This is a genomic window from Arthrobacter sp. TRD_SC_6 (assembly GCF_055361185.1).
Genome location: NZ_CM143953.1, coordinates 445,897 through 459,330 on the forward strand (window position 1 = coordinate 445,897; position 13,434 = coordinate 459,330).

Here is a 13,434-nt window from a genome sequence, read left to right on the forward strand (position 1 = left end):
GCTTTTGAACGAGTGCTTCTCAGCTGAGTCGAGTCAGCGAAGTACGGCGGGGGGCTGAGTTACGGACAAACAGCTTCCATGGAAATTCAGTAAGACCCGGCTCTTTGGCTGGTGCGCTGTTCACGGCCCGGTCGAGCAGGAGGCGGGCGACCCGGTCGAAGAAGTCCGCCGGACCGACGGTTGTCAGGGAAGGCTCCAGCCGCTCGTCAAGGTCGGAGTTGCCCACTCCGAGGATGTCGACATCCTTGCCGACCTCCAGCCCGAGCCGCTGTGCAGCGCTGATCGCGCTGAGCGCGATGTAGTCGGAGGTGGCGTAGATGGCCGTCGGGCGGTCGGCGAGGCTCAGGATTCTGGTGGCGGCCAGGTAAGCGCCGGTCTCAGATCCGTCGAAGAACTCAACGTACTCGTCACGAATGGGCAGTCCCGCCTCCGTCAACGCTGTCGCGTAAGCCGTGTAGCGGTTCCAACCCGATGAATCGACCGCACGGGTCAGGCAGCCAATTTTGCTGTGCCCCTCCAGCAGGTGCGCCATCGCGATCTCACAACCAGGCCTCGCGACGGAACGGATGACGTCAAACCCCTCCGGGTCCAGGTGCTCGTCAAAGACCACCAGCTTCATCCCGCGTTCGGCGAGACGCCCCGGTTCGGAAGACTGACCCGCGCTTACACCGTCCACAAAAACAGCGTCAGCGCTGTGGACATCGAGGATTTCGACCCAGTTGGCATCACCGAGAATCATCGGGGTGATGCCCATCGGTTTCGCTGCCTGCTGCACTGCGCGGATGACCGATTGGGCCCAGGGATCCGAGAGCATGGTGAGCGAGAGGATCACCGTGTTGGTTTTTCCCATCCGGATGGTGCGTGCTGCCTGGTTTGGACGGTAGCCGAGTTGCCGTGCGACCGCCCTTACCTTTTCCGCCGTGGGATCGGAAACGCCGGGACCAATATCTCCACGCCGGCCTGAAAGTACATACGAGACCGTTGCAGTGGACACGCCCGCCAGTTCGGCCACCATTCGGATGGTCGGGCGGGTTTTCGGACCGGTGTTTTTCTCCATTGCTCCCTGCGTTCTACTTCTCTGGCGCCGTCACAACATTGTCGCAGCGCTTCCCCTTCGCGGCAGCGATGCTGCAGCGTACCGCGAAGGAGAAGCCTGTTGAGCTAGCTCGTGAAGACGGGGGCGTCTTCACTCAAAGCGGCTGTGTACTCATCGCGGATTTTGTTGCCACCCTCATTTGCCCACCGCTTGATGGCCCCCTCGAGCTCATCGATCCTGGACCGCCCGGTAATGATGTCCACCATCTTGTCCCGGAACTGCGTGGTGATCTTGGCACCCACGCGTGCGTTCGTGTCCGAGTAGGATCCGTTCGTTGGGTTGCGCCACGCCATCTTGAGCAGTTTCTGCTGCGTCTCGCTCACATACTTGGTGTCGTCGTCGAACCCTGGGTTGAAGATGACGTTCTCCGGACTGGACATGATGTTGAGCGCCGACACCAAGCCAGGAGCGTTGACCGCGGCGGACTCGGTACGGGCCGGGTTTCCAGTGTTGTCCAGCGTGTAATCCTCGCCTTCGGTACCGTAGTTCTTCTGAAGCCACTCGGCCGTTCCGAAAGGAGCAGAGAGGTAATTGATGAGCGAGAGGAGCTCCCGTATTTTGCCCTCCTCCGCCTTTTTGAAGGGAGTGAAGCCGACTGTGCCGTAACCCATGTCGTAGGTGGGCTTGGCGCTGCCGTCCGCACTGAACGGTACAAGGATCTCGTACTTGCCGGCGTCGTCGAGCAAGCGGAACTGCTTGATATCCTGCGGCCCGCTGGTCACTACTGCACCGATCGAACCGTTGGCTACCCTCGAGTTCAGGTCGGGTGTCTCAGCGTCCGGGTAGATCACACCGGCAGCGAATACCTTCACCATGAACTCAAGCCCGGCCGCGTAGGCGTCAGTCTCGAAGATATGCGTGAGGGTCCTGTCCTTGTTGACCGCCCAGCCGTTAGGGGCGCCGAACCATTCAGTGACCATGTGCAGCGCGTTGATGTAGTCAGGCGCGAGCGCCCACTTCTGCTCTCCCGGACGGTTGATTTCTTTCGCCTTCTCGAGGAACTCGTCCGCGCTTCCGGCGGAAAATCCTCCAACCTCTGCCCATGAATCAGCCTTGCCGATGTAGGTCTGTCCGAAGGGGGTGCTGGGGATGGGTGCTCCCCAGATCTTCCCGTTGACGACGGCGGTCTTCCAGGAGTCCGGCTTCAGTGCAGCGAGGTTCGGGTACTCGAGGACCGCGTCGCCCGAGAGGTAGGGAGTGAGGTCGTGGAATTTGGCTTCGAGCATGGGGCCCACGTTGGGAATGCCCTGGTTCGGCGGAACCCACATCAGGTCGGGCAAGTCATTGCTGGCCAGCACCGTTGCGAATTTCGCAGGGTATCCGTCACCGATGTCCTGCGCGATCTGCAGTTCCAACCGGCCGCCGAGCTTCTCGTTGAGACGTTGCCAGAACGGGTTGTCGTCGAGCGAAGGGCTCATCACATCGAAGGTCTCGGTCAACCCCGTGACGGTGCCCGTCAACGGCGGCGCCTTTACCGACTGAATGCCTTTCGGGAGGTTGTAGTACGCAGCCTGCAATCCCTCGGCATTGCCGGCGATTGCCGGGGTGGTTCCCGTGAACTCCTTGAACGTAGGAAGTTTCACGGAGGCGGATGCCGCAGCACCGCCGTTGCCGGCCCCTCCGCCGCCGCACGCGGACAGGCCAATGGTGGAAACCGCCAGGCCCGCAAGGCCTAGAAATCCACGGCGGCTGAAACCTGATTGATGCTGGGTGGCGCTTGTCATTGGTGTGCCTCTCTGTTGTCCCCTCGCGGGGAATTCGATGTTGTGGGGTTGCCTGCCGGCTAGCCCTTGACCGCGCCGGTGATGACGCCCTTGGTGAAATGCCTTTGGAGGAACGGGTAGACCATGAGGATCGGCACCAGGGCCACCACCACAACGGCCATCTGAATGGACTGCGGGGGCGCCGTCGTGGAGATGCCCAACTGCTCGGCAGCCCCGCTGCTCTGGACCACGAAGTTGCGCAGGAGCAACTGAATTGGCCATTTGCTCTGGTCGTTGATGTAGAGCAGTGCGTTGAAGAATGAGTTCCAGAATGAGACGGCGTAGAAAAGGCCGACGACGGCGATGACAGCTTTCGACAGCGGCACCACAATGCGCCACAGGATCTGCCAGTCCGATGCCCCGTCAATGCGGGCGCTTTCGATCAGTTCACCCGGGATATTCATGAAGAACGCGCGCATCACCACGAAGTTGAACGCGGCAAACGTTCCGGGAAGGATCAGCGACCACAACGAATCAAGCAGGCCAAGTTGGCGGATCATGAGGAAGGACGGGATGAGGCCTGGGCTGAACAGAAGGGTGAACAGGACCGCGATCACCACAGGGCGGCCGAACAGCACCGGCCGGCTGGTCGCGTAGGCCATGGTGATGGTGACGAAGAGGGCCAGCACCGTGCCTATCGAGGTGATGAAGAGGCTGACTCCCAGGGACTGCAGTACCAACGGACCCTTGAAGATCGTGACATAGGCGTCGAGGCTCGGGCGTTCAGGCCAGAGCACGAAGCCACCCGCCTCGATAATCTGCTTGCTGTCCGCCAGCGATGTCGCGACCACGAGGAGGATCGGTAGCAGGATCGAGAGACTGAACAGGATCAGTACCAGGGCCTTGATCCCCTGTTGCAGGAGCGAGGGGCGTTCCTGCCACAACGGGCGCTTCGGATCGTAGGTCAGCGCCTTTTCGCGCCGTGTGAGTGTGGTTGCCATGATGTCTCCTTCGCCTGGCCGCCCGGAGGCTAGCCGACCTTCCGTGCAAAGATGCCGTCCTCGCCGAAGCGATGGGCAAGCTTGTTGGCCCCGTAAATCAGTAGTGCGCCGACCACACCCTTGGCGAGGCCGGCCGCGGCGCCCGAGCTCCAGCCGCCACCGACTACGCCCGTGTAGTAGGCGAAGGTATCGAGAACCTCCGCAGCGCCCGCTCCTACGGCGTCCCGCTGGAGGATGTATTGCTCGAATCCGACGGAGAGGATGTCGCCGATGCGCAGGATGAGCAGGAGGATGATGACCGGCCGGAGCCCTGGCAGGGTGATGTGCCACATGCGGCGCCAACGCCCTGCTCCGTCAGCGGCAGCCGCCTCATAGAGCGCAGAGTCGATGCTTGCCAGGGCGGCGAGGAAGATGATCATCGCCCAGCCGGCGTCTTTCCAGATCATCTGGACAACAACCAGCAGCGGGAACGTGTCCGGGTTGGACATGAAGGGAATCGGGTCCATGCCAAGGTCCCGGAGGAGGTTGTTGACGAAACCCGCGCCACCGAGCATCTGCTGGAAGAACGCGATAACGAGCACCCAGGAGAGGAAGTGCGGCAGGTAGGCAATGCTCTGGAAGATCCTGCGGACCTTGTTGCTGACGAGTGAATCCACCATCAAAGCCAGGATCAACGGGATCGGAAAGAGGAACACGAGCTGGAATGCCGCCAGGTACAACGTGTTCCAGAATGCGCGGATGAAATCCGGATTGTTGAAGAGGTCCGAGAAGTTCTGCCAGCCGACGAACATGCTGTTTCCGATGCCCAGGAAAGGCTGGTAATCCTGGAACGCGATCACGTTGCCCAGGATGGGGATGTAGAAGAAGAGCAACAGGAACGCCACACCCGGGGCCATCATCAGCAGCATCTGCTTGTCGCGGCGCACCCGGCTTCGGAAACTCTGCGCCGGCGGACGGTTGGCCTCTCGCCTGGCCTTGAGAGCGCGGCCCTTTGTAGCGGGGGTCCGGAGCTGCTGAGACGACGGCGCGTCGGGCGCCTGCTTCGTCGTCGAGTTCATCCTGATCTCCTTTACCGAGGGTTGATGTGATCCGAGCCACACAATTAAACGTTTAACAGAGCGTAAGTGATCACCTCGGTCCATGCAATATCTGCGCGGGAGTAATTTGGGAGGCTCATCTTCGCAAGCCCCAAAACGAACGCCGTCGACTCAACAGAAATGGCTAGCCCCCCGTGGGAAGCTAGCCATTTCTACTGGGTCGACGAAACAGGATTGTTACAGGTGCGGCTCCACCAGCGACTCGTAGCGCTCCTTCACGGTCGCCAGAACCGACGCTGATGGGGAATCCCAGATCTCCTGGTTGAAGATTTCGACCTCCACCGGCCCGGCGTAGCCCGTCGCAGCAATCATCTGCGTAATGGCAGCGAAGTCGATGTACCCGTCCCCCATGTACCCGCGGGACAACAGCGCGTCGGCGGCAATCGGTAGGTTCCAGTCGCACACCTGGTAGGACGCGATGCGCCCTTCGTCCCCGGCACGCTTCACCGAAGATTCAAGCGACGGATCCCACCACACATGGAAGGTATCGACAACGACGCCGACAGTCTCCGAAGGGAAAGGCGCCGCCAGATCGAGTGCCTGGCCCAGCGTCGACAACACCGCGCGGTCCGCTACGTACATCGGGTGCAGCGGTTCGAGCACCAGGCGCACATTGTGCTCCTGCGCAACGGGTACCAACTCGGCAATCCGGTCAGCAACCCGCTGCCGGGCAGCTGATACATCCTTGGCGCCGGGAGCGGAAGGGTCGACGGCGGCACCTCCGATGAGCGAGCCCGCAGCCGGGAGCCCACCCACCACCATGATCAGTTCCCGCGTCCCCAGAGTGGACGCCTCGATGATCGCCTGGGTGTTGTCCGCCAGCGCAGTTGCCTGGCCAGCCTCGTCAGCAGCCGTGAGGAACCCTCCCCGGCACAGGCTGGAAACAGAAAGCCCGGCGTCGGAGACAAGGCGGGCAGCCTTGTCCAGCCCTGCCTCGGCAACCCGGTCCCGCCACAGGCCGATGTGCTGCAGCCCCGCGTCAGCAGACAGAGACACAGCTTCGGCGAGCGTGATGTTCTTGGTGGTCGCGGTGTTCAGCGACAGGCGGCTCATGCACTTACCCCGTAGCTAACCAGGAGGCCCTCGAACCGACGTGCAGCAAGCTCGGGATTCTCCAGCAGGCCCGCTTTGTCCGCCAGTCGGAACGTGTCCGTCAGGTGCAGTACGGAACGGCCCGAGTGAAGCCCGCCAACCATCTGGAACCCGGCCTGGTGCCCGTTGACCCAGGACAGGAAGGCAACACCAGTCTTGTAGTAGAAGGTCGGAGCACTGAAGATGTGCTTTCCGAGCTCCCGGGTGGAGTCGAGGATGGCGCGGCCACCGTTGGCGTCGCCGTCGTCGTACGCCTGCAGCGCAGCGGAGGCAGCCGGGTAGATCGCCGCGAAGATGCCGAGCAGCGCGTCCGAATAGTGCGTGCCGTCGCCGTGGATGAGTTCGGGATAGTTGAAATCGTCACCCGTGTAGAGGCGGACGCTCGCTGGAAGCACGGCACGAAGCGACGTCTCGTGGGCGGCGTCGAGCAGAGAGACCTTGACTCCGTCAACCTTCTCCGGCTGGCTGCGGATGAGGTTCAGGAAAACACCGGTGGCAGCGGAGACGTCATTGCTTCCCCAGTATCCCTCGAGCGCTGGGTCGAACATGGTCCCGAGCCAGTGCAGGATCACCGGCTCGTCTGCCTCCGCCAGCAGGATCCCGTAGACGTATTCGTAGTCGGCCGGGCTCTTCGCCACGGCCGCGAGCGCGCGGGAAGCCATGAGGATGACCTTCGCACCGGCGTCGGACACTACCTTCACCTGCTCGCGGTAGGCCTCGACGACGGCGTTGAGCCCCGCGCGTCCGGACGGCAGCGTTGCAATGTCCAGCTGGTCAGTCCCGGCACCGCACGCCAACAGGTCGCGGACCGACTTGCCGCGCGTAGCGTCCGCGTTGGAGCCGACGACGGCGGCAGCCTCGGCACCGGAGCGCCGGATCAGTTCCTGCGTGGCAGCCCAGTCCAGGCCCATGCCGCGCTGGGCTGTGTCCATGGCGTCAGCGACGCCGAGCCCGTAGGACCACAGTTCCCGGCGGTAGGCGAGGGTAGTATCCCAGTCGAGTACGGCGGGGGCTCCGGGGGTGTTGTCCGCAGTCACCACCGGGACCACATGCGCGGCGGCATAGGCGTGCCGGGCGGTGAGCGGCGACGTCGGCTTTGTCCAGGCTGTCGCCGGAGCCAATTCGTAGCGCTCGAGCGAACCCGCGGCGGTAGGAAGGTGAAGCGAGGTCATAGCGTGATCTCCGGGATGTCCAGGGTGCGGCGCTCGGCGGAGGACTGCAGGCCCAGTTCGGCCAGCTGAACACCGCGGGCTGCGGACAGGAGGCCGAAACGGTGCTCGCGGCCGGCGGAGACGTCGCGGAGGAACTCTTCCCACTGCAGCTTGAAGCCGTTATCCAGCTCGGCGTTTGCGGGGACTTCCTGCCACTGGTCGCGGAAGGACTCGGTGACGGGAAGGTCCGGGTTCCAGACCGGCTTCGGGGTGTGGGCGCGCTGCTGGGCAACGCACTTGTTCAAACCGGCGACGGCGGAACCATGGGTGCCGTCAATCTGGAACTCAACCAGCTCATCGCGGTAGACGCGGACGGCCCAGGAGGAGTTGATCTGCCCGAGTACCTGATCCCCGGCGGGGGTCTCCAGTTCGAAGATGCCGTACGCGGCGTCGTCGGCGGTTGCCTTGTATTCCTTGCCCTGCTCATCCCAGCGGGTGGGGATGTGGGTGACGGTGTTGGCGTTGACGCTCTTGACCTTGCCGATGATGCCCTCAAGCACGTAATTCCAGTGGCAGAACATGTCGGTGGTCATGCCGCCGCCGTCTTCCTTGCGGTAGTTCCACGAGGGGCGCTGCGCATCCTGGAACTCGCCTTCGAAGACCCAGTAGCCAAACTCGCCGCGGAGGGACAGGATGCGGCCGAAGAAACCTTCGTCGACCAGGCGGCGCAGCTTCACGAGGCCGGGCAGGTAGAGCTTGTCGTGGACTACGCCAGCGGTGACTCCAGCCTCCTGCGCGATGCGGGCCAGTTCCACGGCCTCTTCGAGCGTCTCGGCGGTGGGCTTCTCGGTGTAGATGTGCTTACCGGCGGCCATGGCCTTCTTCAGGGTGGCGGCGCGGAGGGAAGTCATGGAGGCATCGAAGATGACGTCGACGCTCGGGTCATTGATGATCCCGTCGAGGTCGGTGGTCCAGTGCTCCACCTTGTGCTGCTGGGCCAGCTCGCGGATCTTCGCTTCATTGCGGCCTACGAGGATGGGCTCAACCTGCACCTTGGTGCCGTCAGCGAGGGTGACGCCACCCTGGTCGCGGATAGGGAGGATGGACCGCAACAGGTGCTGCCGGTAGCCCATGCGGCCGGTGATGCCATTCATCGCGATGCGGATGGTCTTGGTCTCTGTCACGTTCACTCCTGTTGACTTGAATTTTTGTCGCCTAGTTGCCGCTGAACTGCCCCTGGAGGAGCAGGTAGGCAACAAAAACTCTAAAGATTGATGGAAAGCGCTTTCCAATATAAGGTGGTGTTCAGCAATTCGTCAAGACCCTTCTCCGCTGAATGTGCAGATAATCGCCTTTCCAGGTGGTTGTAGACCGATCGTGCGCACTCAACGGGAGGCAATGCAAAGGAGCCCGGTGGCCGCTGTAACCCTGTCCGGCGTCGCGAACCACGCCGGCGTCTCCCTCGCCACCGCGTCACGCGTACTGAACGGATCATCCCGGCGCCCCGCGGAAGACATCGCAGAGCGTGTCCGTGCCGCCGCCGTCGAACTTGGATATGTGCCCAATGCGCAGGCCCAGGCCCTCGCCCGTTCATCCACGGGCCTCGTGGGTCTGGTGGTGCACGACATCGCCGACCCCTACTTCTCCTCCATCGCCCGCGGCGTCCAGCACGCGGCCCGCAACTACAGCAAGCAGGTGCTGCTCGCGAGCACTGACCCTTCGGAGGGAGCAGAGCACGACGCCGTCAGCGCGTTCGCGTCCCACCGCACCGATGCGATCATCCTCGCGGGCTCACGGCGGGCAACGCCCCACCCGGGCCTTGAGGACGAACTGCTCCGCTACGAAAAGAATGGCGGGCGTTTGGTCACCATCGGCGGTTCGCCGGGGGCCGGCCTCACAGTCCCCGTAGGGAACGCCGACGGCGCCGCAGCCCTGGTCGCGGAACTGGTGTCCCGGGGCGTCTCCCACTTCGGCATCCTTGCCGGCCCTGCTGAACTGAACACGGCACGTGACCGGGTAGCCGGCTTCACTTCCGCATTGCGGGCAGCCGGGCTTGAGGCCGCCGCCACCGTCGAATCCGCCTTCACCCGAGAAGGGGGCTACGACGCCGCGAAACGCTGCTGGAAGCAGGCCGGCGGGGAGCGCGGGCTCTGCATGCTCGCGGTCAATGACGTGATGGCCATCGGCGCCATCGCGGGCCTACGGAGCATCCGCGTCTCGGTTCCGGAGGAGGCCCTGGTCACGGGATTCGACGACATCCCCACCCTGCGCGACTACTTTCCCGCCCTGACCACCGTCCGGCTCCCGCTGGAGTTGATCGGCGAGAGCGCCGCCAACCTCGCGCTGAACCCTGACCACGCCGGCCTGGAGCCCATCCTCGGTGAAGTGATCATCCGGCAGTCTGCAGGAGCGAACGCATGAGAATCCTCATCGCACCGGACAAGTTCAAGGGCACCCTTACCGGCGCCGAAGCCGCAAACGCGATAGCCGTTGGTGTCCGCAGGGTCATCCCGGACGCCGAGATCACCACCCAGCCAATTGCCGACGGCGGCGAAGGCACCTTCGAGGCGGTGCTCGCCGCGGGCGGCACTCGGCGCCAAACAACAGTGCGGGGTCCGCTGGATGAGCAGCTGGCCGCACCGTGGGCGCTCACCGGACACACCGCGGTGATCGAGACCGCCCGCGCCAGCGGCCTGGAGTTCGTGCAGCCTTCCGTGGACACGGCCGGTGTTGCCCATTGCTACGGCAGCGGAGAGCTGATCGCCGCCGCCCTCGATGCCGGCGCCACCGAAATTGTGCTCGGCGTGGGCGGGTCGGCGATGACTGACGGCGGCTCGGGCGCCTTGCGCGCTCTGGGTGCGCGGATTCTCGACGACGACGGCGCAGAGCTGCCGTTGGGTGGGCTCGCACTGACTCGCGCAGCTCGGCTTGATCTCACCGGCCTGGATCCCCGCCTCGGCGCAGTCAGGCTACGGATAGCCGTCGACGTCCAGAACCCGCTGCACGGTCCCGACGGTGCAGCACACGTCTTTGGCGCCCAGAAGGGCGCGGACGCACACCTTCGTGAGGAACTGGATGCAGCGCTTCTGCGCTGGGCGGAAGTTCTTGAGGAAGCTACGGGAGTGGACGTCCAGCAACCCGGCGCCGGAGCAGCTGGTGGGTTTCCGTCGGCTTTCGTTGCATGCACCACCGCCTCGCTGGAGCCCGGCTTCGACCTCGTCGCCGATCTCACCGGTCTGGACGAGTTGCTTTCGGCCTGCGATCTGGTGATTACCGGCGAGGGTTCGCTCGACGCGCAATCTGCGTTCGGGAAGGCACCCCTCGGCCTCGCAGCCCGGGCGAGGGACCTGCAGTTGCCTGTGCTGGCCGTGGGCGGGAGGATCACCCTTCCCCCGGATGCCCTGAGGATTCATGGGGTCCTTCATGCGCGGAGCCTCGCGGACATTGCCCCATCGGTGGCAGCGGCGATGTCGGAGGCTGCACGGTACACCAGCGCGGCGGCCGAGCAGGTCATAAAGGATTACCTATCTGCCTCATAAGTTATTGATTACTCCTTTTTCGACCCTGCACGGTTGATTCCCGTCAGATCATAAGTAAGCTGATGATTAGACAGATAAACGGTTCGACAGGGAAGGTGAAGTGCGCATGCCCGATCTTTCGGCCTGGTCGACAGGCAGACTCCTCACTACGGCGGCGCGGCTGGTGGAGCAATCTTGGAACCAGCGGCTTGCCGAACTGGACGTAACTCACGCCGGATTCACCGCCCTTGCGGTCCTCTCAGCGCAGGGTCCGTTGCGTCAGGCGCAAATCGCGGACTTCGTCCACGTGCAGGCTCAAACCATTGGGAAGACCCTCAACCGCCTTGAGTCCAAGGGGCAGATTGAGCGGACCAGGGGAGATGATGACCGGCGCAGTCAGACGGTCCGGATCACCGAAAAGGGCCGGGCCACACTGGAGCGTGGGCGCGATATTGAGCGAACTCTCGTATCCGATGAAGCGCTGCTCTCCCCTGACCTCCGAGAGCACCTGCGCGCCGCCATTCAGGAGCTCGCCGAACCCCAACGCACCGGCCGGCGAACCCCGTTGCGGACCGTCGGAGAGCCCGTGGGCTACAAGCCCGCTTCCTCGTAAAAGCCCTCGATATGGCGGGCCACCAGTCCAGCGGCACGGGCACCGTCGTCGTTCTTGATGGCTTTGTGGATCTCGCGGTGCTCTGAGCGGAGTCGGGCCGAGGTAGCCTCCCAATCCGGAAGGTTCCGCGTGAGCCGCAGGGTGTAGCCCTCGATTGATTCTCGCAGGGAAGACATCATGGCGCCGATCAGCACGTTGCCTGCGGCCTCAGCCAGCGCTACATGGAACAGGGAATCAAGGCGCAGGAACTCCTTCTCATCCAGCGCCTGCGTGTCCATTGCGTCGAGCAGGTTCGCCGCCTCGGCCATGGCCGGCGCGGATTCATCAGCGTGCGCCGCGGCCCAGGTTTCGAGCAGCAGCCGGGTCTGCACGATGTCCTCGATGGGCAGGTGCGAGGTTGCCATGTGTAGACGGAGCGCCGAGCCCAACGCCGCCGTGGGATTGGCCGTGATGACCGTTCCAGCCGCAGGGCCAGAGCCGACGCCGGCACGAACGATCCCCATCGCCTCCAGGATTCGAATTCCCTCGCGCACTGATGCCCTTGAGATTCCGAGCTGTTCAGCAACCAGGCGCTCGCCGGGCAGCCGATCACCGACGGAGAGCTGGCCGGCCGCGAGTTGCTCCTCGAGCCAGGACTGAACAAGCTGATGGGTGCGCACGGGAAAAGTTTAGCTTGTGTGGTCAGACCATAGGCGATATCGTGTTCTCAGTGTGGTCAGACCACAGCCTGTGACTTCCCATGACCCACGGCCTACCGTGTCTGACCACAGTGTCCCCCGATCAGGTTCTCCGAAGAAGGTTCCCATGACTGACACCCCCGCAGCCCTCAAGCGCCGGATTCCCAAAGTCGCCGACCTTGCGCCGCTCATGCAGTTCAAGAAGCCGGATTTCACCCAGTCGGCTCGCCTGAAGCGGGCCAACACCATCGGGGATCTGCGGGCCATCGCCAAGCGCCGTACGCCCACTGCCCCATTCGACTACACCGATGGCGCAGCTGAAGCTGAGATCACCCTGCGCCGTGCCCGTGAGGCCTTCCTTGATCTTGAGTTCCGCCCGGGCATCCTCCGGAACGTCGAGAAAGTGGATACCTCAGTCACGGTGCTCGGCAAGGAATCCGCCCTGCCCTTCGGCATTGCCCCCACCGGTTTCACACGGATGATGCAATCCGAGGGCGAGTACGCCGGATCCCAGGCCGCAGAGGCCGCAGGTATCCCCTACACCCTCTCGACCATGGGCACCGCCTCCATCGAGGATGTCGCCGAAGCCGCCCCGAACGGCCGGAACTGGTTCCAGCTTTACCTGTGGACCGACCGCGAGCGCTCCATGGAGCTGATCCAGCGCGCAGCTGCGGCTGGAAACGACACCCTGATGGTCACCGTGGACACTGCCGTCGCCGGCGCCCGGCTCCGCGATGTCCGCAACGGCATGACCATCCCGCCAGCCCTCAGCGTCAAGACGGTCATCGACGCGTCCTACCGGCCCGCGTGGTGGTTCAACTTCCTCACCCACGAACCGCTGGCATTCGCCTCGCTGAACCGGTACTCCGGCACGGTGGCGGACCTGATCAACTCCATGTTTGATCCCACCCTTACCTTCGAAGACCTCGACTGGCTCCGCGACGTCTGGAAAGGGAACCTGGTGGTCAAGGGCATCCAGACGCTTGAAGACGCCAGGAAGGTAGTTGATCACGGCGCAGACGGCCTGGTGCTCTCCAACCACGGCGGCCGCCAGCTCGACCGCGCCCCCGTGCCCCTGCACCTGCTTCCGGAGGTGGCGAAGGAGCTCAAGGGCAAGACGTCGATCATGCTCGACACCGGCATCATGAGCGGCGGAGACATCGTAGCGGCCCTGGCACTCGGCGCCGATTTCACGCTGATCGGGCGGGCCTACCTCTACGGACTGATGGCCGGCGGCCGGCCGGGGGTCGACCGCACCATCGCAATTCTCGAAAAGGAAATCTCACGCACCATGCAATTGCTGGGTGTCACGCGGGTCGACGAACTCACCCCGGACCACGTCCGCTTCCTGTAACAAGTCCGCCCACCTGCCTTGCGAACCGCAGTTCGATAATGGTGGCAGGTGGGCAACAATAACTTTTCCATAAGGCTTGCCCTGGCCGTGGTGGTGATTCGCCCCCGTGCTATTAGGATCAGGGATGGAACC

At 63.6% G+C, this 13,434-nt stretch carries 12 protein-coding genes; 4 read left to right on the forward strand and 8 right to left on the reverse strand.

The genetic code is table 11. The annotated features are described in order from the left end of the window. Window positions 1-19: 19 nt before the first annotated feature. From ACWA1U_RS02175 to ACWA1U_RS02205, 7 genes are all read right to left on the reverse strand, one after another. Window positions 20-1,057, reverse strand: a complete 1,038-nt coding sequence (locus ACWA1U_RS02175) for a LacI family DNA-binding transcriptional regulator (protein WP_463723707.1) — start codon at window positions 1,055-1,057, stop codon at window positions 20-22. A gap of 104 nt (window positions 1,058-1,161) precedes the next feature. Beyond that, window positions 1,162-2,820, reverse strand: coding sequence for a type 2 periplasmic-binding domain-containing protein (locus tag ACWA1U_RS02180; RefSeq protein ID WP_463723708.1), 1,659 nt, complete (start codon window positions 2,818-2,820; stop codon window positions 1,162-1,164). A gap of 59 nt (window positions 2,821-2,879) precedes the next feature. Beyond that, a complete protein-coding gene (locus tag ACWA1U_RS02185; RefSeq protein WP_463723709.1) occupies window positions 2,880-3,800 on the reverse strand; it encodes a carbohydrate ABC transporter permease in 921 nt (306 codons plus the stop codon). Between the two features lie 29 nt (window positions 3,801-3,829). After that, window positions 3,830-4,708, reverse strand: a complete 879-nt coding sequence (locus tag ACWA1U_RS02190; RefSeq protein WP_463724931.1) for an ABC transporter permease — start codon at window positions 4,706-4,708, stop codon at window positions 3,830-3,832. Window positions 4,709-5,074: 366 nt separating this feature from the next. Continuing rightward, window positions 5,075-5,950 carry a sugar phosphate isomerase/epimerase family protein gene (locus ACWA1U_RS02195; RefSeq protein WP_463723710.1) on the reverse strand — a complete coding sequence of 292 codons (876 nt, stop codon included), beginning with the start codon at window positions 5,948-5,950 and terminating at the stop codon, window positions 5,075-5,077. After that, a complete protein-coding gene (locus tag ACWA1U_RS02200; protein ID WP_463723711.1) occupies window positions 5,947-7,161 on the reverse strand; it encodes a dihydrodipicolinate synthase family protein in 1,215 nt (404 codons plus the stop codon). Before ACWA1U_RS02200 ends, ACWA1U_RS02195 begins: the two co-directional genes overlap by 4 nt. Further along, window positions 7,158-8,294: a Gfo/Idh/MocA family protein gene (locus ACWA1U_RS02205; RefSeq protein ID WP_463724932.1), complete on the reverse strand. Its 1,137-nt coding sequence runs from the start codon at window positions 8,292-8,294 to the stop codon at window positions 7,158-7,160. Before ACWA1U_RS02205 ends, ACWA1U_RS02200 begins: the two co-directional genes overlap by 4 nt. Before the next feature lie 259 nt (window positions 8,295-8,553). Here ACWA1U_RS02205 and ACWA1U_RS02210 point away from each other — a divergent pair, with 259 nt between their 5' ends. The 3 genes from ACWA1U_RS02210 to ACWA1U_RS02220 all read left to right on the forward strand — a co-directional run bounded on the left by ACWA1U_RS02210 (window position 8,554) and on the right by ACWA1U_RS02220 (window position 11,271). Further along, window positions 8,554-9,561 carry a LacI family DNA-binding transcriptional regulator gene (locus ACWA1U_RS02210; protein WP_463723712.1) on the forward strand — a complete coding sequence of 336 codons (1,008 nt, stop codon included), beginning with the start codon at window positions 8,554-8,556 and terminating at the stop codon, window positions 9,559-9,561. Next, window positions 9,558-10,679, forward strand: a complete 1,122-nt coding sequence (locus ACWA1U_RS02215; RefSeq protein WP_463723713.1) for a glycerate kinase — start codon at window positions 9,558-9,560, stop codon at window positions 10,677-10,679. Before ACWA1U_RS02210 ends, ACWA1U_RS02215 begins: the two co-directional genes overlap by 4 nt. 106 nt (window positions 10,680-10,785) lie before the next feature. Further along, window positions 10,786-11,271 carry a MarR family winged helix-turn-helix transcriptional regulator gene (locus ACWA1U_RS02220; protein WP_463723714.1) on the forward strand — a complete coding sequence of 162 codons (486 nt, stop codon included), beginning with the start codon at window positions 10,786-10,788 and terminating at the stop codon, window positions 11,269-11,271. Here the strand turns inward: ACWA1U_RS02220 and ACWA1U_RS02225 are convergent. Then, window positions 11,250-11,930, reverse strand: a complete 681-nt coding sequence (locus tag ACWA1U_RS02225) for a FadR/GntR family transcriptional regulator (RefSeq protein WP_463723715.1) — start codon at window positions 11,928-11,930, stop codon at window positions 11,250-11,252. The two genes, ACWA1U_RS02220 and ACWA1U_RS02225, sit on opposite strands and share 22 nt — an antisense overlap. A 145-nt stretch (window positions 11,931-12,075) precedes the next feature. Between ACWA1U_RS02225 and ACWA1U_RS02230 the strand changes: the two genes are divergently transcribed. Beyond that, complete coding sequence (locus tag ACWA1U_RS02230) at window positions 12,076-13,302, forward strand: alpha-hydroxy acid oxidase (protein WP_463723716.1); 1,227 nt, start codon at window positions 12,076-12,078, stop codon at window positions 13,300-13,302. Window positions 13,303-13,434: the final 132 nt, after the last annotated feature.